This window comes from Microbacterium sp. (genome assembly GCF_035556355.1).
Taxonomy (GTDB): domain Bacteria; phylum Actinomycetota; class Actinomycetes; order Actinomycetales; family Microbacteriaceae; genus Microbacterium.
Genome location: NZ_DATMFG010000046.1, coordinates 1 through 22,265, shown reverse-complemented (window position 1 = coordinate 22,265; position 22,265 = coordinate 1). Strand labels below are relative to the sequence as shown.

20 protein-coding genes are annotated in these 22,265 nt (G+C 68.6%); 15 read left to right on the top strand and 5 right to left on the bottom strand.

Features of this window, described 5'->3' with window-relative positions; all coding sequences use genetic code 11:
• Positions 1-31: 31 nt before the first annotated feature.
• Complete coding sequence (locus VNR19_RS13495) at positions 32-1,066, bottom strand: LacI family DNA-binding transcriptional regulator (RefSeq protein WP_325727574.1); 1,035 nt, start codon at positions 1,064-1,066, stop codon at positions 32-34.
• A gap of 156 nt (positions 1,067-1,222) precedes the next feature.
• Here VNR19_RS13495 and VNR19_RS13490 point away from each other — a divergent pair, with 156 nt between their 5' ends.
• The 10 genes from VNR19_RS13490 (at position 1,223) to VNR19_RS13445 (ending at position 12,826) form a co-directional block, all read left to right on the top strand.
• Entirely contained in the window at positions 1,223-2,206 is a 984-nt protein-coding gene (locus VNR19_RS13490; RefSeq protein ID WP_325727572.1) for a sugar phosphate isomerase/epimerase family protein, read from the top strand.
• Positions 2,203-3,942, top strand: coding sequence for a dihydroxyacetone kinase family protein (locus VNR19_RS13485; protein ID WP_325727570.1), 1,740 nt, complete (start codon positions 2,203-2,205; stop codon positions 3,940-3,942). The genes VNR19_RS13490 and VNR19_RS13485 overlap by 4 nt, the downstream gene beginning before the upstream one ends.
• A gap of 2 nt (positions 3,943-3,944) precedes the next feature.
• Entirely contained in the window at positions 3,945-4,406 is a 462-nt protein-coding gene (locus VNR19_RS13480) for a ribose-5-phosphate isomerase (RefSeq protein WP_325727590.1), read from the top strand.
• On the top strand, positions 4,406-5,356 hold the full coding sequence (locus VNR19_RS13475) for a 3-hydroxyacyl-CoA dehydrogenase family protein (RefSeq protein ID WP_325727586.1): 951 nt from the start codon (positions 4,406-4,408) through the stop codon (positions 5,354-5,356). The genes VNR19_RS13480 and VNR19_RS13475 overlap by 1 nt, the downstream gene beginning before the upstream one ends.
• 189 nt (positions 5,357-5,545) lie before the next feature.
• On the top strand, positions 5,546-6,913 hold the full coding sequence (locus VNR19_RS13470) for an ABC transporter substrate-binding protein (RefSeq protein WP_325727568.1): 1,368 nt from the start codon (positions 5,546-5,548) through the stop codon (positions 6,911-6,913).
• Positions 6,914-6,986: 73 nt separating this feature from the next.
• On the top strand, positions 6,987-7,916 hold the full coding sequence (locus VNR19_RS13465) for a carbohydrate ABC transporter permease (RefSeq protein WP_325727566.1): 930 nt from the start codon (positions 6,987-6,989) through the stop codon (positions 7,914-7,916).
• On the top strand, positions 7,913-8,839 hold the full coding sequence (locus VNR19_RS13460) for a carbohydrate ABC transporter permease (RefSeq protein WP_325727564.1): 927 nt from the start codon (positions 7,913-7,915) through the stop codon (positions 8,837-8,839). The genes VNR19_RS13465 and VNR19_RS13460 overlap by 4 nt, the downstream gene beginning before the upstream one ends.
• Positions 8,840-8,888: 49 nt before the next feature.
• Entirely contained in the window at positions 8,889-10,394 is a 1,506-nt protein-coding gene (gene arfA, locus VNR19_RS13455) for an arabinosylfuranosidase ArfA (protein WP_325727562.1), read from the top strand.
• 19 nt (positions 10,395-10,413) lie between these two features.
• Positions 10,414-11,796: a glycoside hydrolase family 5 protein gene (locus VNR19_RS13450; protein ID WP_325727560.1), complete on the top strand. Its 1,383-nt coding sequence runs from the start codon at positions 10,414-10,416 to the stop codon at positions 11,794-11,796.
• A 13-nt stretch (positions 11,797-11,809) separates the two neighbouring features.
• Complete coding sequence (locus VNR19_RS13445) at positions 11,810-12,826, top strand: LacI family DNA-binding transcriptional regulator (protein ID WP_325727558.1); 1,017 nt, start codon at positions 11,810-11,812, stop codon at positions 12,824-12,826.
• 56 nt (positions 12,827-12,882) lie between these two features.
• Here the strand turns inward: VNR19_RS13445 and VNR19_RS13440 are convergent, their stop codons facing one another.
• The 3 genes from VNR19_RS13440 to VNR19_RS13430 form a co-directional block, all read right to left on the bottom strand.
• A complete protein-coding gene (locus VNR19_RS13440; RefSeq protein WP_325727556.1) occupies positions 12,883-14,346 on the bottom strand; it encodes an alpha/beta hydrolase in 1,464 nt (487 codons plus the stop codon).
• 331 nt (positions 14,347-14,677) lie between these two features.
• Positions 14,678-16,390 (bottom strand): putative Ig domain-containing protein, encoded by a 1,713-nt coding sequence (locus VNR19_RS13435; protein ID WP_325727554.1) that lies wholly within the window; start codon positions 16,388-16,390, stop codon positions 14,678-14,680.
• Positions 16,391-16,702: 312 nt separating this feature from the next.
• On the bottom strand, positions 16,703-17,548 hold the full coding sequence (locus VNR19_RS13430) for a PIG-L deacetylase family protein (protein ID WP_325727552.1): 846 nt from the start codon (positions 17,546-17,548) through the stop codon (positions 16,703-16,705).
• A gap of 186 nt (positions 17,549-17,734) precedes the next feature.
• On the opposite strand from VNR19_RS13430, the gene VNR19_RS13425 reads away from it, so the two are divergent.
• From VNR19_RS13425 to rocD, 5 genes are all read left to right on the top strand, one after another.
• Positions 17,735-18,169, top strand: coding sequence for a hypothetical protein (locus tag VNR19_RS13425; protein WP_325727550.1), 435 nt, complete (start codon positions 17,735-17,737; stop codon positions 18,167-18,169).
• Positions 18,169-18,384, top strand: coding sequence for a helix-turn-helix transcriptional regulator (locus tag VNR19_RS13420; RefSeq protein ID WP_325727548.1), 216 nt, complete (start codon positions 18,169-18,171; stop codon positions 18,382-18,384). Before VNR19_RS13425 ends, VNR19_RS13420 begins: the two co-directional genes overlap by 1 nt.
• A 2-nt stretch (positions 18,385-18,386) precedes the next feature.
• Positions 18,387-19,388: an NAD(P)-dependent alcohol dehydrogenase gene (locus VNR19_RS13415; protein ID WP_325727546.1), complete on the top strand. Its 1,002-nt coding sequence runs from the start codon at positions 18,387-18,389 to the stop codon at positions 19,386-19,388.
• A 261-nt stretch (positions 19,389-19,649) separates the two neighbouring features.
• Positions 19,650-20,552 carry a dimethylargininase gene (gene ddaH / locus VNR19_RS13410; protein WP_349255616.1) on the top strand — a complete coding sequence of 301 codons (903 nt, stop codon included), beginning with the start codon at positions 19,650-19,652 and terminating at the stop codon, positions 20,550-20,552.
• A gap of 89 nt (positions 20,553-20,641) precedes the next feature.
• A complete protein-coding gene (gene rocD, locus VNR19_RS13405; RefSeq protein ID WP_325727582.1) occupies positions 20,642-21,832 on the top strand; it encodes an ornithine--oxo-acid transaminase in 1,191 nt (396 codons plus the stop codon).
• Positions 21,833-21,848: 16 nt separating this feature from the next.
• Here the strand turns inward: rocD and VNR19_RS13400 are convergent.
• Positions 21,849-22,265 (bottom strand): DinB/UmuC family translesion DNA polymerase (locus VNR19_RS13400; protein ID WP_491715944.1); only part of this gene is annotated, 417 nt, incomplete at its 5' end.

Below are 22,265 nucleotides of genomic sequence, written 5' to 3'. Positions count from 1 at the left end.
GCGCTGGAGTCGCGCTGTGAGGCGCGGCCCGTCACTCGGTGCTGACGAACCCCGTCGACTCGCGGCGCACGATGCGGAAGTCGGGCTTGATCGTCTCGGGGGGGCGGCGTTCGCCCTTCTCGTTGATGCGCTCGATGAGCCGGTCGACCGCGATGCGGGCGATCTCGTCGCGCCCCGTGTCGACGGTCGACATCGAGGGAATCGAGTACTTGCCCTCGTCGATGTTGTCGAAGCCGATCACGGCGACATCGTCGGGCACGCGCACCCTCTCTTCGACGAGGGCGCGAAGCACGCCGAGCCCCAACGTGTCGTTGAGCGCGAACACGGCGTCGAAGTCGACGCCCTCCGCGACGAGACGATGTGTGGCGGCGGCGCCTCCCGCACGGTTCCACTGCGACATCGCCGTGGGTCGCACGAGTATCGGGTCGAGCTCGATGCCGGCCTGCTCGAGCGCGCGCAGGTAGCCCTTCAGGCGCAGGCTCGCCGAGCTGGCCTCGTCGTCTCCGTCGAGCTCGGCGCCGATGACGGCGATGCGGCGGCGGCCGATCTCGATGAGGTGCTCGACGGCGGCCTGCGCCGACGACATGTTGTGCATCGTGACGTGATCGGTCGGGCCGTCGAAGATGCGCTCGCCGAGGAGGACGAGCGGAGCGTCCGTCGCGAGCGCCTCGGCGTCGTCCTGCCCGAGGCTCACGGGGCTGAAGAGGAGACCGTCGAGGAAGCGCGGCCGGCTGGACGACACCGCGAGCAGCTCGGCGTCGCGGCTGCCGCTGGTCTGCTCGACCATGACGCCGAGGCCCCGCTTCTCGGCGGCGCGGATCACGGCGTCGGCGAGCTCGGCGAAGTAGTTCTCGCGAAGCGACGGGACGGCGAGCCCGATCACACCGGTGCGCCCGGAGCGGAGGCCGCGCGCGGAGAGGTTCGGCCGATAGTCGAGCTTCTCGATCGCCGCGTTGACGCGGTCACGGGTGCCCGGACGCACGTGCGGGTAGTGGTTGATGACGTTCGAAACCGTCTTGATCGAGACGCCGGCCACCCGTGCGACGTCGTGCATCGTCGGTCCCATCGATGCTCCCCCGTCTTACTTCCGAACCAATCTACTGCGATCCTGGCCTCCTCGCGGACGCTCGGACCCTCGGTGCCTCCCAGGATTTTCAACGTGAGAAATGCAACGTTGTAAAGTAGTGTAGCCCGCGGCAGTGCACGTCAGGGAGGACGGACCATGCTGAGCGCGACCGACTGGCCGATCGCCGCCGCGATGCTGTCTCTGGGCGATGCCCACCCGAGCACCGGGGATCCGTCGACGGCCGCGGTCGATCGCTGGCTCGAAGACCTGACCGAAGTGAGCGACGCGGGATTCACCGACGTCGACCTCACAGACTCGTGGGTCCGCTACGGAGAGCTCGAGCAGTCGGGCGTCACCGCCCTGCGAGAGTCCCTCGCGTCGGTGGGCCTTCGCGCCGCATCGCTGTCGGCGATCCGTCGCAGCGTGATCGACGAGCGGCACGGCGACGAGCACCTCGCGTACGCGCACCGCACGATCGACGTCGCCGCGGAGCTCGGCGTCTCAGTCGTGTCGGTGGGTCTTCACCGGGCGCTGACGCCGCGCCAGCGCGAGGCGCTCTGGTTCTGGACGGTCGAGGGTCACCGCGATCCGCTCCTCGACGAAGAGGCGTGGCAGCGCGCCGTGACGCGCTTCCGCGAGCTCGGGCGCCACGCCGGCGAGGTCGGCCTCCTGCTGTCGCTCGAACTGTACGAGCACACGTTCCTCGGCACGGCGGCGTCGGCCGTGCACCTCGTCGAGGAGATCGACCTCGACGTCGTCGGTCTCAACCCCGACATCGGCAATCTGATCCGTCTGCACCAGCCGGTCGAGGACTGGCGCGCGATCGCCGAGGCGACCCTGCCGTATGCGAACTTCTGGCACGTCAAGAACTACACGCGCGACGAGGACGCCGCCGCCGGGCTCTACTCGACGGTGCCGACCTCGCTCGAGCTCGGCCTCATCGACTACCGCTCCGCCGTGAAGATCGCGCTGCGCAGCGGTTTCCAGGGCGTCATCTGCGTCGAGCACTACGGCGGCGACGGGCTGTCGGTGAGCGCGACGAACCGCGATTACCTGCGCCGGCGGGTGCTTCCCCGCCGAGAGTACGCCCTCGGCCAGAGCCGAGTCCGCCAGTCGCACGCAGCAGAGGTGAGCGCATGACCCGAATCTTCGCCGACCCGGATGCCTTCGTCGCCGACGCCCTGCGCGGGTTCGCGCGAGCGCACCGCGACGAGGTCGCCCTCGTGGACGGGGGAGTCGTACGGGCGGTCCCGCTCGACCCCGGCAAGGTCGCCGTGCTCATCGGCGGCGGATCCGGCCACTATCCCGCTTTCGCCGGCTACGTCGGGCCTGGCCTCGCGGCGGGCGCGGTCTGCGGCAACATCTTCACCTCGCCGTCCACGGCCCAGGCGATGCGAGTCGCCCACGCGGCCGACGCAGGCGGAGGCATCCTCTTCACGTACGGCCGCTACGCCGGCGACATCCTCCATCTGGGCGAGGCCGAGCGGCGACTGCGTGCTGAGGGGATCGACGCGCGCACCGTGCTCATCACCGACGACGTCGCCAGCGCTCCGCCCGAGGGCCTCGACGAGCGCCGCGGCATCGCGGGCATCGTGTGCGTGTTCCACGTGGCCGGGGCCGCGGCCGAGCGGGGTGACCCGATCGACGAGGTCGAACGGCTCGCGACGCTCGCGAACAGCCGCACGCGCAGTCACGGCGTGGCGTTCGGGGGGTGCACTCTTCCCGGTGCCGACCACCCGCTGTTCGAGGTCCCCGAGGGGCAGATGTCGATCGGCCTGGGCATCCACGGCGAGCCAGGCGTGCGCGACGTGCCCCTCCAGTCGGCGCCCGACCTCGCGGTGACCCTGGCCGCGCCGCTCCTCGCCGAGCGCCCGGCCGACGCCGGGCGCGCGGCTGTGATCCTCAACGGCCTGGGCTCGGTCAAGTACGAGGAGCTGTACGTGCTCTTCGGCTACGTCGTCGACCACCTCGAGGCGCAGGGCATCGAGGTCGTCGACCCCGAGTGCGGTGAGTTCGTCACGAGCCTCGACATGGCCGGCATCTCGCTCACGATCATGTGGCTCGATGACGAGCTCGAGGAGCTGTGGAAGGCTCCGGCGTCATCGCCCGCGTTCCGCAAGGGTCATTTCGCTGCCCGGTCGTCGGGCGCGCAGCGGACGAGGGGCGAGTCGGCGACCACATCGGCGGCCCGTGCCGCCGTGGTCGAAGCCACCCCCGCGTCGCGCGCGGCCGCGACCGTCGCACGACGACTCCTCCGCGCCGCCCGCGACACGGTCGCCGCGCACGTCGAGGAGCTCGGCGAGCTCGATGCGGTCGCCGGCGACGGAGACCACGGCATCGGGATGCTGCGCGGCCTCACGGCGGCGGTGGAGGCATCCGCCGGAGCCGACGAGGCCACCGGCGTGCGAGAGCTGCTCCAGGCTGCGGGCGACGCGTGGTCGGAAGTCGCCGGAGGCACATCCGGCGCGCTGTGGGGTGCCGCGCTCGCGCAGCTCGGCGCGTCGCTCGGCTCTCCCGACGAGTTCACGGCGAGCGATGTCGCGGATGCGGTCTCGGCGGCCCGCGCGCGGATCGCCGAGCTCGGCGGCGCAGACCTCGGTGACAAGACCATGCTCGACGCGGTCGCGCCATACGCCGAGACCCTGACGGACCGCGTGCGGGCGGGCGCGGACCTGCGATCGGCCCTGACGGATGCCGCAGCCGCCGCCCGCGCCGCCGCGGAGGCGACCGCCCCGATGACGCCCCGCCGAGGCCGCGCGAGGCCGCTCGCAGAGCGGAGCATCGGACACCCCGATCCCGGAGCGACCTCGTTCGCGCTCATCGCCGACGCTGTGGCGGCAGCCGCGGCATCCGAGGACCCCGAAGAAGCGGAGTGACCATGGGATGGAAGATCGTCGTCGGCGCGGATGACGCCGGCTTCGCGTACAAGGAGGCGCTCCGCGAGCTGCTCGAGGCGGACCCGCGTGTGGACGACGTCGTGGACGTCGGCGTCGCGAGCACCGAGACCACGCCCTATCCGAACGTCGCCGTGACGGCGGCGAGCATCGTCGCGCGGGGCGAGGCCGACCGTGCGCTCCTCGTGTGCGGCACGGGGCTGGGCGTCGCCATCGCGGCGAACAAGGTGCGCGGCATCCGTGCCGTCACGGCCCACGACAGCTACTCGGTCGAGCGCTCGGTCAAGAGCAACAACGCGCAGGTCCTCACGCTCGGCGCTCGCGTCATCGGACTCGAGCTGGCCAAGAAGCTCGTGGGCGAGTGGCTCGAGCACCGCTTCGATCCGGCTTCCGCGTCGGCGGCGAAGGTCAGTCTCATCGAGCGCTACGAAGGGGGAGCGCAGTGATCCGCAGGGCGGCGGTCGTCGGCTCGGGGTACATGGGCGGCGGAATCGCGCAGGTCCTCGCACTCGCCGGCCGCGACGTCGTCCTCGCGGACGCGAGCGCCGAGCTCGCGGCGACCAATCGCGAGCGCCTCATCCGCGAGGCGCATGCCTACGCCGAGCGCGGGATCTTCCCCGCCGACGCCGAGGAGCGCATCTCCGAGCGACTGACGGCCGCCGTCTCGGTGGAGGACGCCGTCGCCGACGTCGACTTCGTCGAAGAGGCGGTACCCGAGATCCTCGAGCTCAAACACGAGACGCTGCGACGCATCAGCACCGGATGCCGCGCCGACACGCTCATCGGCAGCAACACGTCGACCATCTCGATCTCCCAGCTCGCCGAAGCCGTCGAGCGCCCCGAGCGGTTCCTCGGCGTCCACTTCAGCAACCCGGCGACGTTCGTGCCCGGCGTCGAGGTGATCCCCCATGCGGGCACCGATCCCGAGGCGGTGACCCGCGTCGTCGACCTCCTCGCCGAATGCGGCAAGGTCGGCGTGCCCATCAAAGACGTGACCGGGTTCGTGCTCAACCGCCTGCAGTACGCGCTCTTCGGCGAAGCCGCTCGCCTGGTGGAGGAGGGCGTGGCCTCACCCGAGGCGATCGACCTCATCGTGCGCACGACGTTCGGGTTCCGGCTGCCGTTCTTCGGCCCGTTCGCGATCGCCGACATCGCCGGACTGGACGTGTACGAGTTCTGCTACCGCTCGCTCAACGCCGCGTATCCGGATCGCTTCGTCGAGCCGGATGTCCTCCGCGAGAAGGTCGAGCGGGGCGCCAAGGGTGTCAAGTCGGGTCGCGGGTTCCTCGCGACCTCCGCCGAGAAGGCTCCGGAGCTCGCGGCGTACCGCGACGACGCGTATGCGGCGCTGTCCGCGCTGTTGCGCGAACTCGGTCCGGCGCCCGTCGACTACTGAGAGTTTCGGGCCCGGGCGGGAAATTTGCGACGGCCTATTGACAGCGTGAGACGCCGGTGCCAAGGTATCTACAACGTTGCTCTACAACGTTGTAGACCAGTCGGAATCGAGACGTCCACCCGGCGGCTCGGATAACTCCTCCCACGGTCACGCACCGACGAAGAAGTCCAGCAACCGAAAGGAACTCCAGTGAAGACAAGGCCTGTTTTTGCTGTGATCACCGCGCTCGCATTCGCGGGCGCGCTCGTCGCCTGCTCCGCCGGTGGCGGCGGCGGTGACGGCAACGGCGGTGGCGGAGGCGACTCCGCCTCGAACTGCGAGAACGAGATCAAGAACCCGGATGCCCCGGTCGTCACGCTCTGGGCGTGGTACCCGAACTCCGAGCTCGTGGTCGACAACTTCAACGAGGCGCACGACGACGTCCAGGTCTGCTGGACCAACGTCGGCGCCGGCGGTGAGGCATACGACAAGTTCCAGACCGCGATCTCGGCCGGCAGCGGCGCACCTGACGTCATGATGGTCGAGGCCGACCGCATCGCGACCTTCCAGGCTCAGGGTGCCCTGGTCGACCTGAAGGACCTCGGCTACGAGGACGTGAAGGACAACTTCAGCGAGGGTGCCTGGAAGGACGTCTCGGTCGGCGACGGCATCTACGGCGCTCCGATCGACGGCGGCCCGATGGGCATGATCTACCGCACCGACATCTTCGAGGAGTACGGCATCACGCCGCCCACCACGTGGGAGGAGTTCGAGGCCACGGCTCAGAAGGTGAAGGACGCGGGCGGTCCGTGGTTCGCGAGCTTCGCGGCCAACCAGCCGGCGTACGTGACGGCGCTCTTCTACGGGAACGGCGCCGAGCCGTTCGAGTACGACCCCGCGAACGAGGGCGAGATCGGGATCAACCTGAACAGCCCCGAGATCAAGGAAGTGCTCGACTACTGGGCCGGCCTCGTCGAGAAGGGCCTCGTCGGCACGGAGGACCAGTTCACCCCCGAGTACATCGCGGGCGTGATCAACGGCAACTACGCGACGTACCTCTCCGCCGCATGGGCGCCCGGCTACCTCCAGGGTGCCGGCGTCGGTGAAGGCGCAGACGCGGGCGTGTGGGCGACCGCGCCGATGCCGCAGTGGGATCCGAACAACCCCATCGCGATCAACTGGGGCGGTTCCGCCTTCTCGGTCTCGAGCCAGGCGAGCAACCCTGAACTCGCAGCCAAGGTCGCGTTCGGCGTGTACGCCGACCAGGCCTCGCTCGACGACGGGTGGCAGAACCAGATCATCTTCCCGCTCAACGTGAACGTGCTGGACTCGGAGGAGTTCCTCAACTACGAGGTGCCCTTCTTCAGCGGCCAGCAGGCGAACAAGGAGGTGTACGTCCCCGCGGCCAACGCGTACAAGGGCATGACGTACACGCCGCTCGGGCAGTACTACTACTCCGCGTTGACGAAGCAGATCGCTGCGATCAACGACGGGCAGATCACCGGTTCCGAAGCCGCCGACGCACTCCAGGAGGACGTGGTGTCGTACGCGGAGGAGCAAGGGTTCACCGTCAACTGACGCGTCACGTCACGGAGGGCCGGTCCGTGCACGCGGACCGGCCCTCGGTCATCCCCTCATACCCGGAGAAATCATGACCGCCTCAACAGCAAGCCCGCTGACGAAGAAGGGGCATCGCCGCTCCACCACTGCCAGACAGAACCTGTTCGGGTGGCTCTTCGTCGGACCGTTCGGGATCATCTTCCTCGCCCTGCTCGTGCTTCCGATCGGCTTCGCGCTCTACTTGAGCCTCTTCCAGAAGTCGCTCATCGGAGGCACGAGATTCGTCCTCTTCGGCAACTACGCGAAAGCCTTCACCGACCCGTCGTTCCTCGACGGCGTGTGGTTCGTCATCCGGTTCTCGCTCGTGCTCATCCCGTTCCAGATGGCGATCTCGCTCGCGATCGCTCTGATCCTGGACATCCTCGTCACGCGGTTCGCGCGCTTCTCGCGGCTCATGATCTTCATGCCGTACGCGATCCCGACCGTCATCGGCGCCCTCATGTGGGGGTTCCTCTACAGCGACAACTTCGGCCCGCTCGCGGAGATCTTCGGGATTTTCGGAGCACAGGCCCCTGATTTCCTGAGCCGCAGCCTGATCTTCTGGGGTCTGCTCAACATCGTCACGTGGCAATGGGCGGGCTACTACATGATCATCCTGTACGCCGCTCTGCAGGGGATCGACCCGACCCTGTACGAGGCCGCGCGCATCGACGGCGCGTCCCAGTGGCAGATCATCCTGCGCATCAAGATCCCGCTCCTCACGCCCGCACTGCTGCTGATCCTCGTGTTCGCGCTCATCGGAACACTGCAGTTCTTCAACGAGCCGAAGATCCTGCAGCAGCTCGCCGCCGGCGCGATCCCCGACGACTTCACGCCGAACATGTACGCGTACCAGCAGGCCTTCTCGCTGGCGAACCAGAACTACGGGGCGGCGATCTCGTTCGCTCTCGGCGCCGTCGTGTTCGTGTGCGTCTACATCTTCCTGTTCGCCACTCGCAAGCGAGGGAGCTTCCTGTCATGACCATCACCCCCACGGAGCTCACCGGCGCGCCCGCAGCCGAGCCGGGCGCCGACGAGCGGCGAAGGACACCCCGAGCCCCGGGACGCATTCCGCTCAGCATCGTGCTCGGGGTGCTGATGGTGTACTTCCTGATCCCGTTCTGGTGGCTGGTCGTCAACAGCTCGAAGACCGCGTCGGGCCTCTTCGGAGGCGAGAGCGCGCTCTGGTTCAGCGGCGACATCAACTACATCGGCAACCTCGTCGACCTCTTCACCTACGGCGGCGGAATCTACGCCCGCTGGCTGGGGAACTCGGCGCTGTACGCGATCGTCGGCGGAGTCGGCGCGACCGCCCTCGCGGTCCTCGCCGGGTACGGGTTCGCCAAGTACCGGTTCTTCGGCCGTCGCGCCTCGTTCGCGATCCTCCTCGGCGCGGTCATGGTGCCGACGACGGCCCTCGTGATCCCCACGTTCGTGCTCTTCGCGCAGATGGGGTGGACGAACACGATCTGGGCGGTGATCTTCCCGACGCTGCTCAATCCGTTCGGCGTGTACCTCATGCACGTGTACGCACGCGACGCGGTGCCGGACGAGCTGCTGGATGCGGCTCGCGTCGACGGCGCGGGGGAGTTCCGCACGTTCTTCCAGGTCGCGCTGCCGATGCTGCGCCCGGCGATCGTGACGGTGCTCCTGCTGTCGGTCGTCGCGTCGTGGAACAACTACTTCCTGCCCCTCGTGATGCTCTCCGACAACCGCCTCTTCCCCGTGACCGTCGGCATCGGCCTGTGGCAGTCGACCGCGTCGACGTACGGCGCCGCGGGCGGGCAGACGCTGTGGAGCATCATCATCCTCGGCTCGCTCGTCTCGGTGATCCCGCTGATCATCGCGTTCCTGACGCTCCAGAAGTACTGGCGCGGCGGCCTGTCGATCGGAAGCCTCAAGTGACCCGCCGCCAGGACACCCGCTGTCACCGCTCCTGCTCCGGAAGAGAAGAATGATCCGCGCACACCTCACCATCGACCCGCATTTCACGGTCGGTCCGATCAACCGCAGGCTCTTCGGATCCTTCGTCGAGCACCTTGGCCGGTGCGTGTACGACGGCATCTACGAGCCGGGGCATCCGTCGGCCGATGAGAACGGCTTCCGCCGCGACGTCATCGACCTCGTCAAGGAGCTCGGCGTCTCGACGATCCGCTACCCGGGAGGCAACTTCGTCTCGGGCTACCGGTGGGAGGACGGCATCGGACCGCGCGATCAGCGTCCGCGCCGCCTCGACCTCGCGTGGCACTCGACCGAGACCAACCAGATCGGTCTCGACGAGTTCGCGACATGGCTGGAGAGCGTGGGCAGCGAGCTCATGTACGCGGTGAACCTCGGCACGAGGGGCGTGCTCGAGGCGCTCGACGTGCTCGAGTACGCGAACCTCAAGCCGGGCACGTACTGGGCCGACCAGCGCGTCGCCAACGGGCGCCCCGAGCCCCACAACATCCGCATGTGGTGCCTGGGCAACGAGATGGACGGGCCCTGGCAGCTCGGCCACAGCACGCCGGAGGCCTACGCACAGCTCGCCGCGACGACGGCTGCGGCCATGCGGCAGATCGATCCCGACCTGGAGCTCGTCGTGTGCGGGAGTTCGAGCGCCCACATGGAGACCTTCGGCGAGTGGGAGCGCATCGTCCTCGAGAAGACGTACGACAACGTCGACTACATCTCGTGCCACGCGTACTACGAGCCGGAGGGCGACGACTTCGGGAGCTTCCTCGCGTCCGGCGTGAACATGGACCGCTTCATCGAAGCCGTCATCGCGACGGCGGACTCGGTCAAGGCGGTCCTGCGCAGCGACAAGACGATGAACATCTCGTTCGACGAGTGGAACGTCTGGTACCAGTCGCGCTACCAGAACGTCGAGCGGATCACCGATGTGCAGACGTGGCCGGTCGCGCCGCGCCTGCTCGAGGACTCGTACTCCGTCCTCGACGCGGTGGTCTTCGGGAGCCTGCTGATCTCGCTCATCCGCCACGCGGACCGCGTCACGGCCGCGAGCCTCGCGCAGCTCGTCAACGTGATCGCGCCGATCATGACCGAGCCGGGCGGTCCGGCGTGGCGGCAGACCACGTTCTACCCGTTCTCGCTGACGTCGAAGCTCGCTCGTGCGACCGCGCTCGAGCTCAAGCTCGACAGCCCGACGTACGACACCGCGCTCTACGGCACGGTGCCCCTCGTCGACGCGGTCGCGACGCACGACGACGGCGGCACGACGATCTTCGCCGTGAACCGGAGCCTCACCGAAGAGGTGACCCTCGAGATCGACACACGCGCGCTCGGTCCGGTCGAGAGCGCCGAGGCGACGTCGCTGTTCGACGACGACATCCACGCCGCGAACACCCTCGACCACCAGGACCGCGTGGTGCCGAAGTCGAACTCGTCCGCGCGCGTGGGGGACGGGATCGTGACGGTCACGCTCCCTCCCGTGTCGTGGACGGTGCTCACGCTGGGCTGATGACGGAGAGGAGGAGCGGATGACGCAGTCGAGCGTGCTCCGCGTCGACGGCACCCGCATCGTGGCGGGTGACACGCCGGTGATCCTTCGGGGCTTCGGCCTCGGCGGGTGGATGAACATGGAGAACTTCATCACCGGGTACGCGGGAACGGAGTCCCAGCAGCGCCGGGCGTTGCGGCGCGTGCTGGGCGACGAGGCCTACGAGCGCTTCTTCGACCGCTTCCTGCGGGAGTTCTTCACAGAGGCGGATGCCGCGTACCTCGCCTCCCTCGGACTCAACTCGCTGCGCATCCCGTTCAACTACCGGCACTTCGAATCCGACGCCGAGCCTTTCTCCGTCAAGGAGGAGGGTTTCGCGCTGCTGGACCGGGTCGTCGACGCGTGCGCGGCGCACGGCATCTACACGATCCTCGACCTGCACGCGGTGCCGGGAGCTCAGAACCAGCACTGGCACAGCGACAACCCGACCCAGTGGGCGCACTTCTGGGAGCAGCGCCAGTTCCAGGACCGGGTCGTCAACCTGTGGGAGCGCATCGCCGAGCACTATCGCGGCAACCCGTGGGTGGCCGGCTACAACCTCGTGAACGAGCCCGCGGACGCACACGGCGACGCGATCGGCCCGTTCTACCGCCGACTCGAGGCGGCGATCCGGGCGGTCGACCCCGACCACATCCTCTTCCTCGACGGCAACCGGTATTCGACGCAGTTCGACCAGCTCGGCGACCCGCTGCCCAATACGGTCTACACGGCGCACGACTACGCGCTCCCCGGCTTCGTGGACGGCGGCCCGTACCCCGGTGTCTCGCGCGGCGAGTACGTCGATCGCGACCGCGTCGAGGAGACCTTCCTGCTGCGCACCGCGTACATGCGCGAGACGGGCACACCCATCTGGGTCGGCGAGTTCGGCCCTGTATACACCGGCGACCCGGTCCGCGACGAGCAGCGGTATCGACTCCTGCAGGACCAGCTCGAGATCTACGACCGGTACGACGCGAGCTGGGCGCTGTGGACGTACAAGGACATCGGGCTCCAGGGCGTGGTCACGGTCGACCCCGAATCGGACTACCTGCGCCGCATCGCGCCGGTGCTCGAGAAGAAGGCGCGATTGGGCGTCGACTCGTGGGGGTCGACGGATGCCGGCATCCGCGACATCCTCGAGCCGATCGAGCGTCTCTTCGAGGCAGAGTTCCCCGACTTCCAGCCGTACCCGTGGGGCGCGCGGCGCTGGATCCACGGGCACGTCCGTCACGTCATGCTCGCCGAGGCGATGGTCGACGACTTCGCGCGGGCGTTCGAGGGCGTGGGGCCCGATGAGGCGGAGCGGCTCGCCGACGCCTTCGCCTTCCGCAACTGCCGCATCCGCGAGGGACTGGCCGCGATCCTCGAACGCGCCGCGCGCTGAACCCGGTCGAGCGATGGCGAGAACCCAGCGAGTGACCCTCAAGGAGATCGCCGCTCGGACGGGGGTCTCCATGACGACCATCTCCAAGGTGCTCAACGGCGCCGCGGATGTGTCGTCGGCGACGCGCGCTCTCGTCGAGGAACAGCTGCGCGAGAGCGGTTACCGGCGGCGCAAGAGCAAACAGCGCCGCGAGTACATCGAGGTCGTGCTCGACGAGCTCGACGGGGAGTGGGCGCTCGCGATCATCGAGGGCGTGCGCGAGGCGGCGGCCGAGGTGGGCCTGGCCATCTCGCTCTCGGTCAGCGGCGACCGGCGGGGTCCCGGTCCGGAGTGGTTCGACTCCGTCGTGCGGCGGGCGCCGACCGGGGTCATCCTGCTCTTCGCCGGGCTGCCGCGCGACGGCCAGCAGAAGCTGAGCGCGCGGGGCATCCCGTTCGTCGTGATCGACCCCGCGGGCGACCCCGACCCGGGCATTCCCGCGATCGGGTCGGCGAACTGGTCGGGCGGGCTCACGGCCACACGCCACCTCATCGACCTCGGCCACCGGCGCATCGCGGCGATGAGCGGTCCGCGCGACGTCATGTCGGCCGTCGCACGGATCGACGGATTCCGCGCGGCGATGACCTCGGCTCACCTGCCGGTCCGCCCGGAGTGGGTGCGGTTCGGCGAGTTCAGCCTCGAGAGCGGGGAACTGCACGCGACGCGCCTGCTGAGCGGGCGCGAGACGCCGACCGCGATCTTCGCCGGCAGCGACATCCAGGCGCTCGGCGTGCTGCACGCGGCCAACTCGCTCGGCATCGCCGTGCCGGACGACCTTTCCGTCGTGGGGTTCGATGATCTCGCGATCGCGGAGCTCGCGAGTCCTCGGCTCACGACGATCCACCAGCCTGTGCGCGAGATGGCGGAGCAGGCGACGCGACTGCTGCTCGAGCTCGCGGATGCGCCGATGCCGGAGGTCACGCGGGTGGAGCTGGCCACGTCGCTCGTCGTGCGCGAGTCCACAGCCCCGGCATCCGATACCCGATCGTGAGAAGAGGGCTGCCGACGAGGAGATCCTCGCCGGCAGCCCTTCCTCTCAGTGGATGATCACTCCAGCCAGTGGCTCAGGTTGGCCGTGATCTGCTCCGCGAGGGCCGTGAGAGTGGCCCCCTCGTCGGCGGTCAGCTTTCCGTTGTTCACGAAGTTGCCCACCTGCGTGGTGTAGCCGTCGAGCACTTCGAGCGCCTCAGCGCTCTTGCCCTTGCCGATGAGCTTCAGCGCCTGGTCGAGCTTGACCGTCAGGGCGTTCTTGTTGCCCTTGTTCAGGCCCGTCGCCGCGACGTTGTCCTTCAGCTGCCCGATCTCGTCCTGGATGAACGCCTCGGGGTGCCACAGGTAGTCGCGCGCCCAGATCGAGAACAGCTGGTTCCAGGCGTTGAAGTCGTGCGCACCCGAGACCACCGTGTTCTCGACGAACCCGAAGTTGTCGAGGTTCGCCACCGTGTTCGCGTTCGGCAGACCGAAGTCCCACGCACCGCCGCCGTAGTGGATGTACGGGTAGAGCAGGTCCGGCGTGTTGGTGGGAACGCTCGCACCACCGCTCCAGGGGCCGTAGTACCCGAAGAAGTCGGCGTCGTCGCGGATCAGGTTCTGCGTGACGGCGGAACCTGCCGACAGGCCCGCGAAGGCCCGGTCGATCGGCTTCGTCGAGACGTTGTAGTTCGCCTCGACGAACGGGATCACGACATTGCGCAGGTTGGGGTACGCGTCGCCCTGGACCGCAGTGCTTCCGACGGGTCCGAGGTAGTTCGTGTTCGTCGTGATGACGACCGCCGGCTCGGTGGTGCCGTCGTCGAGCAGGTTGTCCATGATGACCGGGACGTTGCCCATGTTCATCCAGTCGGACTGGTCCTGACCGCCACCGTGCTGCATGTAGATCGTCTTGTACGGCTCTGCGCGGTTCGGGTCGTATCCCGGCGGGAGGTAGACGCCGATCGTGCGCGGGATGCCGTTCAGCGGGGGCAGCTCCGGGATCTCGACGTAGCTCCACGTGCCCTTGGCCGAGTCCTCACGCGGCAGCTCGATCTGGCGAGCGGCGAGCGGTTCGAAGTTCTGCTTCTCGGCGTCGTACGGCACGAAGACCTTGTTGAAGGCGCGGCGAGCCGTGCCGGTCAGGCCGTCGGGCGCGTAGATCGGCGAGTTCGCCGGATCCGTGACCCACAGGTTCGTGTTGTTGTTCACGTAGAACCAGTACTGGTTCGCGCCGGCGGCCAGCGGAACGTCGATCACCCAGTAGCCGTCGCCCACGTTGGTCATCTCCGCGTCGTACGCCCCGCCGCCTCGCATGAGACCGGGGAAGTACTCGGACGGCTGATAGACCGTGGGGTCGCTCAGGTCCGCCCAGTTGCGCAGCAGGATGTCGGCGACGAAGCGCACGCTCGTGGCATCCGGGTTGTAGTACACGAAGTGACCCGTGTAGCCGGTCGGCGAGTTCGGGTCCGCGTACACGGTCGGCCCGGGCGTCAGGTCGACCTCATCCGCCTGCGCGGCGAGCGGGACGCTGCTCAGCACGAGGGCGGCTGACAGCCCGAGGGCTCCGAGAGATCTCCCGAGTCGCCCGCGGCGACCCCGGCGCACGCGCGTGCCGGGGGCGTCTGGCGCATGGTCCGTTCGCGGCAAAAGGCTCATCACTGTTCCTCCTTGAATAGCTGCCGAGCTCTCTGGGGGTTGCTCGCGCACGGCCAGGCTAGCGACGGTTTACCACGTTGTAAAGAGGTCTTCTACGACGTTGTAAATCCAGTCTGATCTGGGATAACCTGCGGCCAGAAAGAGGCGCGACGGGGCTCCCGGCGGGAGGGTGGAACCCCCGCCGACAGCCCCGTCTGTTCGATGCCCGAAAGACTTACGACGTGATGTTGAGCACCGCCTCCTGCGCAGCCGTGGTGAGTGCCTCGGCCTCGTCCGCCGTCAGCTTGCCCGCGGCGAGGAAGTCGGCCACCTGCGGGATGAAGTCCTCCGTGAGGATCCTCACCGCATCGTCCGCCCTGCCCTTCGCGAGCTGCTTCGCGACCTGGTTCAGCTTGACCGTGAGCGCGTTCTTGTTGCCGCCGTTGAGGGAGGTCGCGGCCACGGCCGAGGTGAGCCCGGTGAGCTGCTCCGCGACCGTCACGTCGCGGACCGTGATCGTGACGTCCTTCGTCGACGACAGGCTGTACGACTTGTCGCCGTCACTCGCCGTGAAGGTCACCGTGTACTCGCCCGCCTGCGTGTAGTCAGGCGTCCACGAGAATTCCCTCGTCGCCGGGTCGAACGTCGCCCCCGCCGGCAGGCCGGACGCACTGTACGTGATCGGGTCGCCGTCGGGATCCGTCGCCTCGACGCTGAACGTCAGGTTCCGGTTCTCGTCGACCGCCTGCGTCTCGCCGCCTGCCGCGAACTCGGGCGCGCCGTTGACGAACGCCCCGCGCTGCCACAGGTAGTCACGCGCGAAGATCGCGAACAGCTGCGGCCACGTGTTGAAGTCGTGACCACCCGCGATGAGGTCGTACTTGTAGTTGACGAACCCGTTCAGGTTGTTGAGCGTCGCCTGCGACGGGCACAGGTTGAGGTTGTCCCATACACCGCACCCGATGTGGACGTACGCCTTGTCGAGGTTGGGCGTGTTCCTGTTGATCCCCGCGCCGAAGCTCCACACGCCGTAGTAGCCGAACCGCAGGGGGTTGTTGTTGATGATGGCGGTCGTGATCGATGCGCCCATCGAGAGCCCCGCGAAGGCGCGGTCCATCCGGTGCGCCGAGACGTTGTAGTGCTCCTGGACGAAGGGGATGATGATGCTCTCCAGGTTGCTGGAGGCGTTGCCGCCGAGGTACTGCGAATTCGTCGTGACGACGACCGCCGGCTCGGTCAGGCCGTCGTGGAGCAGGTTGTCCATGATGATCGGGACGCTGCCGATGTTGAGCCAGTCGGACTGGTCCTGACCGCTGCCGTGCTGGAGGTAGATCGTCTTGTACGGCTCCTCGCGGTTCGGGTCGTATCCCGGCGGCAGGTAGACGCCGAGCGTACGGGTCGTCGCGCCGATCTGGATCGGGACGTAGCTCCACGTGCCCATCGCGGTGTCGGGGCGCGGGTTCGCGATGACCTTCTCCGCCATGGGGCCGTAGTTCTGCTTCTCCGCGTCGTACGGGACGTAGACGGCGTTGAAGGCGCGCCGCGCGTTGCCGGTCAGGCCGTCCGGCGGGTAGATGGGCGGGTTGGCCGGGTCGGCGACCCACAGGTTCGTGTTGTTGTTGACGTAGAACCAGTACTGGTTGACGCCCGCTGCGAGCGGGACGTCGTGCACCCAGTAGCCGTCGCCGACGTTCGTCATCTGCACGTCGTAGGCACCGGCGCCGCGCATGAGGCCCGGCCGGTACTCCTGCGGCTGGTAGATCCTCGTCGCGCTCGGGTTCTCCCAATCGCGCAGCAGGATGTCGGCGACGAACCGCACACTCGTGGCCGTCGGGTTGTAATACACGAAATGGCCCGTGTATCCCGTCGGCGAGTTCGGGTCCTGGATGATGGTCGGTCCCGGCGTCAGGTCGATCTCGTCGTCGGCCTGCGCGACCGTCGGGGCCATGCTGAGCACCATTGCCAGCGTGATCCCCAGAGCGGCGAAGGGCTTGAAGAGTCGCCCGCGACGGCCGTTGTCGCGTGCGGACTCCCCGCCCCGCCGGATGGATGGCGAAGCTTGCATCTGCATTCCTCCTTGAATGATGCGGGCCCCCGGAGGTCGTCCGCGTCGCCAGGCTAGCGAGCGTTTACTACGTTGTAAAGAGGGTCTTTACTACGTAGTAAACGGTCGGGCCGGGCGGGGCTCGTGCGGGGAGGCGGTCCGGGTCGACGGACGCGCCCGTTGAACGGTCGGCGCCGGCCGGCGGCATCCGTCGAATCAGTCGAGCGGGTCGGCCTCGAGGTCGCGCACGTGATAGAACTCCTGGTCCCACAGGAGGTACACGAGCCACGCCGGGAGGTGGTACGCGTCCTGCAGGAAGTTCGCCTGCGACGCGTGGATCGCCCATCCCTCGTGCTTCTTGCCGACCTCGGCCGACATCGCGTACTCGGGGTCGGGCTGGTTCTCGACCACGAACGCGCCCGTCTCGCCGCCGAAGATCGAGAGGGCGGTCGTCGGGCTGATCGTGTACACGATGTGGTCGGTTCCCCGGTACGAGCCGCCCTCTTCGGCGAGCTTCGCGATCGCGAGCTCGGTCACGTGGCCCATCTGCATGTGGTCGGGGTGCCCGGTGGCGCCCGATTCAGGCCAGAACGCGACGACGACGTCGGGCCGTACACGCTCCATGACAGCTGCCACGCGGTCGACGAGCTCCTCCTCGTCGACATCGGGCACGCCGCCGTCGGGGTGGTCCCACACCTCGTGCTCGTCGACGCCGAGGTTGAAGCTGTTCTTGAGCGCCTCGGCCTTGCGGATGTCGCCCAGGTCGTCCTGCCTCGCGACGACCGGCGTCTGGTGGCCCGCTTCGCCCCGGGTCGCGGTGATCATCGCGGTGTACGCGCCGTCGCGCTGCTTCGCGCGCCAGAAGAGGCCGTTGACGGTCTGCTCGTCGTCGGGGTGGGCGAACACGCCGAGCACACGCGTTCCACCGAGCTCGCCGACGACCGAGTCGACGCCCTTCGCGGTGGGCATGTGGAACAGGTGGCGGCCGGCCCAGTATGCGCCCGCGAGCAGGACGACCAGGACGGACGCGACGACGATGAGCGCGATCCAGCGCTTGCGCATGAGGGACTCCGGGTGATGGTGCGTGCGGCCCGTCGACCATGACGGGTCGAGGAATCCTAAACCGAGCGGCGTGCGTCGTCGTGCCGGGTGTGGATGGCGATCGCATCCGTGTAAAAGATTCTTGACATGTCTGATCGGGCGCCGTAGCGTCAATGTAAAGAAAACCTGACATCGAAGGAGTCGGCGGTGGTCTACGAAGAACGCAACACGTGGGCGGGCCTCATCGTGATGGTCGTCGTGATGCCCGTGTACATCGTCGTGCTGCTGCAGGCAGCGGGCGACGGGCCGCTGACAGACGTCGACTGGTGGCCGATCATGCTGTGGACGATCGTCGCCGGCATCGTGCTGACGATCCTCGTGAGCGTCGTGTGGGGGATGATCGCCGGAATGCGGGATCCCGACGGGGTCGGGAAGTCCGACCAGCGCGACCGCGACATCGCGCACATGGGCGAGCGCGTGGGGACGGCGTTCCTCGTGCTCGGCGGTCTCGCGGTGATCGTGCTGTGCGCATTCGAGGCGGACCGGTTCTGGATCGCCAACGCGATGTTCTTCGGGTTCGCGATCTCGAGCTTCGTCGGCGGGATCGCCCGCGTGATCGCCTACCGCCGAGGACTCGTGTGATGGTCAAGCCCACCCGCGTCACGAACTCCATCCGTCCGCTGCGCGAAGAGGCGGGCCTCACGCAGGCGGAGCTCGCCAAGCGCATCGGCGTCACGCGCCAGACCCTCATCGCGATCGAACAGGGCAGGTACTCGCCCACGCTCGAGCTCGCATTCCAGATCTCACGCGTCTTCGGGGTCGGTCTCGACGACGTCTTCCAATACCCCGAGGAGTGACCATGAACACGGATGCGGCAACCACGCGTGCCTGGACGCAATCCGCCTACGGCGGCCCCGAGGTCCTCGAGCAGCACGCGATCGACCGTCCGACGCCCGGCAGAGGGGAGGTGCTCGTGCGGGTGCGCGCGACGGCCCTCAACTCGGCCGACGTGAAGCTCCTGCGCGGCAAGCCCGGAGTGCTCCGGCTCGGGTTCGGGCTGCGGCGCCCCCGCAATCCCGTGCGCGGGATGGACGTCGCCGGCACGATCGTCGCGGTCGGCGAGGGCGTCGACGCGTCGCACGTCGGCGACGAGGTCGTCGGCGAGATCTCGGGCGGCGGAGGGGGCCTGGCCACCTACGCCGTGACACGGTTCGATCGCGTCGTGCCTCGGCCCCGAGAGACCGATGCGGTGACCGCCGCGGCGGTGCCCCTCGCCGGCGGGACCGCGTGGCAGGCGCTCCACGTGGCGGGGGCGGGCGCCGGCAGCCGCGTGCTCGTGATCGGGGCATCCGGCGGTGTCGGCACGTACACCGTGCAGCTCGCCGCCCGCGCCGGCGCCGAAGTGTGGGCGCTGTGCGGCGAACGCAACCGCGCGCTGGTCGAGAGGCTCGGCGCCACGCGCACATTCGACTACCGCACGGACGGTCCCGAGTCGCTCCCGGAGGGGTCGTTCGACGCGGTGATCGACATCGCGGGCGAGGCTCCGCTGCGGGTGGTCCAGGGGCTCGCGCGCGAGGGCGGGTGCATCGTGATGGTCGGCGGCGAGGGCGAGGGGCCGTTCGGCCCGATCGGGCGGATGCTGCACGCCCTGCTCCGGTCGATCGGCGGCAGGCGACGCTTCCGTCCGTTCACGGCGCGGGCCACGGCATCCGTCACCTCGACGCTTCTCGAGATGGTCGCGCGCGGCGAGCTCGAGCCCGTGATCGAGCGCACTTTCACGTTCGACGAGGCACGCGACGCGCTCGCGCACGTCGACGCGGGGCACACGGTGGGGAAGGTCGTGGTGCGCGTCGAGGATTGACGGTCGCGCCACGGGCGCGCCTGGGTCGAGTGGAGGAGATCCCGCGAGACAAGGACCTTTCCGCGGAATCCGTCCTCGTTTCGCGACATCTCCTCTGCTGACGTCGCCCGAGCGGACTCCGGGGCGGATGCCCGGGAACTCGTGCGACAATATTCCCCGGCGTGCCCGGATCGCCCCCTTCGTCGTGCGGATGCACCATGGAACGAAGGGCCGCCGGGCCTCTGGACAGCGTCCGCCATCCCCATTCCGATGAGGAGCGAAATGTCCACGACCATTCGACAGGGTCAGGGAGCGGCCAAGTCCGATACCGTGACCACCGTGACAGCTGAGCAGCCGCGCATCCAGCAGCACCGCCGCTACCTGATGTGCCGGCCCGAGCACTTCACGGTGAGCTACCGGATCAACCCTTGGATGGAGCCGGCGAACCCCACCGACACCGCGGTCGCGTTGCGGCAGTGGCAGACGCTGTACGACACGTACGTCGCCCTCGGCCATGAGGTTCAGCTGATCGACCCGATCCCGGGCCTGCCCGACATGGTCTACACGGCCAACGGCGGCTTCGTGATCGACGGCGTCGCCTACGGCGCCAAGTTCCGCTTCCAGGAGCGCGTGCCCGAGGCGCCCGCGTTCATGGAGTGGTTCCGCCAGAACGGCTTCGAGGTCGTCGAGCCGCGCGAGGTCAACGAGGGCGAGGGCGACTTCCTGCTCGTCGGCGACACGATCCTCGCCGGCACCGGCTTCCGCTCGACGGGCGACAGCCACCGCGAGGTGGGCGAGGTCTTCAACAAGGAGGTCGTCTCGCTCAACCTGGTCGATCCGCGCTTCTACCACCTCGACACCGCGATCTCGGTGCTCGACCCCGTCGAGGGCCCGGGCGGCGTCGAGCGCGCGAACATCGCGTACCTGCCGAGCGCGTTCGACGAGCGCAGCCAGGCGATCCTCGCCGAGCGCTTCCCCGAGGCGATCCTCGTCGACGACGCCGACGGTGCCGTGTTCGGGCTCAACTCGGCGAGCGACGGCCTGAACGTGTTCATCTCTCCGCGCGCCAAGGGCTTCGAGGCGCAGCTGCGCGAGCGCGGCTACCACCCGGTGCTCGTCGATCTGTCCGAACTGCTCCTGGGCGGTGGCGGCATCAAGTGCTGCACGCTCGAGCTGCGACGATGACGGGAGCGGTCATGTCCGCACACTTCGACAAGCTCAGCGACCGGGCCGACAAGCTCAGTGACCGGGCAGTGACACTCGACACGGGCACGATGCGCATCATCGGCGCCGAAGAGCAGCATGTCGCGCACAACTACCATCCGCTGCCCGTGGTCATCTCGCGGGGCGAGGGCGCGTGGGTGACCGACGTCGAGGGCAAGCGCTATCTCGACTTGCTGTCGGCGTACTCCGCGCTGAACTTCGGACACCTGCACCCGGCCATCGTCGCCGCCGCGCGCGAGCAGCTCGACCGCCTCACGCTCACCAGCCGCGCCTACCACAACGACCGGCTCGGCACCTTCGCCGCCGCGCTCGCGAAGCTGTGCGGCAAGGACCTCGTGCTCCCGATGAACACGGGCGCCGAGGCCGTCGAGACCGGCATCAAGGTGGCGCGTGCGTGGGGCTACCGCGTGAAGGGCATCGCACCGGATGCCGCGACCATCGTCGTCGCGAACGGCAACTTCCACGGCCGCACCACGACGATCGTCGGCTTCAGCGACGACCCGCAGGCGCACGACGACTTCGGTCCGTACGCGCCGGGGTTCGTGTCGGTCGCGTTCGGCGACGCCGCCGCGATCGAGGCGGCGATCACACCGGACACGGCGGCGGTGCTCATCGAGCCGATCCAGGGAGAGGCGGGCGTCGTCATTCCGCCCGAGGGCTACCTGCGTGAGGTGCGCGAGATCTGCACCCGCAACAACGTCCTGTTCATCGCGGACGAGATCCAGTCGGGTCTCGGTCGCGTGGGCGAGACGTTCGCGTGCGACCGCGAAGGCGTCGTGCCCGACATCTACCTGCTCGGCAAGGCGCTCGGCGGCGGGATCCTGCCGCTGTCGGCGGTCGTGGCGAACACGGATGTGCTCGGCGTGATCCGTCCGGGCGAGCACGGGTCGACCTTCGGCGGCAACCCGCTCGCGGCCGCGGTCGGCGAGCGCGTCGTCGAGATGCTGTCGACCGGTGAGTTCCAGCGTCGCGCGTCGGCACTCGGCGAGCACCTCGAGGCGCGCCTCGACGAACTCGTCGGGCACGGCGTGACCGAAGTGCGCGTCGCGGGGCTGTGGGCCGGCATCGACATCGATCCGTCCGTCGGCACCGGGCGCGAGGTGGCGGAGCGGATGCTGACCCGTGGCGTTCTCGTGAAGGACACGCACGGCCAGACGATCCGCATCGCGCCGCCGCTCGTCGTGCGGGCGACGGAGCTCGACTGGGCGATCGAGCAGCTCAAGTTCGTCCTCGAAGGCTGACTTCGGCGCTGCCCGGTCACTCGCGCTCGGGCAGCACCGGCGTCGACCAGCCGGGGTCGCGGCCGAGTTGCGCCGCACGGGCGACAGAGGTCGCCCCGTATTTGTCGCGCACCGCGTCGAGCACCGTGTCGAGGCGGACTCCGTCGTCCCAGTCGATCGGCAGCTCGGACTGCGTGTCGTCGAGGTGGCCCAGTTGCGACAGCGAGACGCCGATGAGGGTGATCCCGCGCTCGGCGATCACCGGCAGTGCCGCGTCGAGCAATCCTCGCGCGACCATCAGCAGCACCGCGGTGCGGTCGGTCGGAGCGCGTAGCGTGCGTGACCGGGTCGCCTTCGAGAAGTCGCCGTAGCGCAGGCGCAGCACCACCGTGCGGCACACGCGGTCGCGGTCGCGGTCGCGCAGACGTCGCGCGAGCCGGTCGACGATCTGCGT

Coding starts and splice junctions, on each gene's coding strand:
- VNR19_RS13495 (WP_325727574.1), bottom strand. CDS start 1,066: ATGGGACCGACGATGCACGACGTCGCACGGGTGGCCGGCGTCTCGATC.
- VNR19_RS13490 (WP_325727572.1), top strand. CDS start 1,223: ATGCTGAGCGCGACCGACTGGCCGATCGCCGCCGCGATGCTGTCTCTG.
- VNR19_RS13485 (WP_325727570.1), top strand. CDS start 2,203: ATGACCCGAATCTTCGCCGACCCGGATGCCTTCGTCGCCGACGCCCTG.
- VNR19_RS13480 (WP_325727590.1), top strand. CDS start 3,945: ATGGGATGGAAGATCGTCGTCGGCGCGGATGACGCCGGCTTCGCGTAC.
- VNR19_RS13465 (WP_325727566.1), top strand. CDS start 6,987: ATGACCGCCTCAACAGCAAGCCCGCTGACGAAGAAGGGGCATCGCCGC.
- VNR19_RS13460 (WP_325727564.1), top strand. CDS start 7,913: ATGACCATCACCCCCACGGAGCTCACCGGCGCGCCCGCAGCCGAGCCG.
- arfA (WP_325727562.1), top strand. CDS start 8,889: ATGATCCGCGCACACCTCACCATCGACCCGCATTTCACGGTCGGTCCG.
- VNR19_RS13450 (WP_325727560.1), top strand. CDS start 10,414: ATGACGCAGTCGAGCGTGCTCCGCGTCGACGGCACCCGCATCGTGGCG.
- VNR19_RS13445 (WP_325727558.1), top strand. CDS start 11,810: ATGGCGAGAACCCAGCGAGTGACCCTCAAGGAGATCGCCGCTCGGACG.
- VNR19_RS13435 (WP_325727554.1), bottom strand. CDS start 16,390: ATGGCCCCGACGGTCGCGCAGGCCGACGACGAGATCGACCTGACGCCG.
- VNR19_RS13430 (WP_325727552.1), bottom strand. CDS start 17,548: ATGCGCAAGCGCTGGATCGCGCTCATCGTCGTCGCGTCCGTCCTGGTC.
- VNR19_RS13420 (WP_325727548.1), top strand. CDS start 18,169: ATGGTCAAGCCCACCCGCGTCACGAACTCCATCCGTCCGCTGCGCGAA.
- VNR19_RS13415 (WP_325727546.1), top strand. CDS start 18,387: ATGAACACGGATGCGGCAACCACGCGTGCCTGGACGCAATCCGCCTAC.
- ddaH (WP_349255616.1), top strand. CDS start 19,650: ATGTCCACGACCATTCGACAGGGTCAGGGAGCGGCCAAGTCCGATACC.
- rocD (WP_325727582.1), top strand. CDS start 20,642: ATGCGCATCATCGGCGCCGAAGAGCAGCATGTCGCGCACAACTACCAT.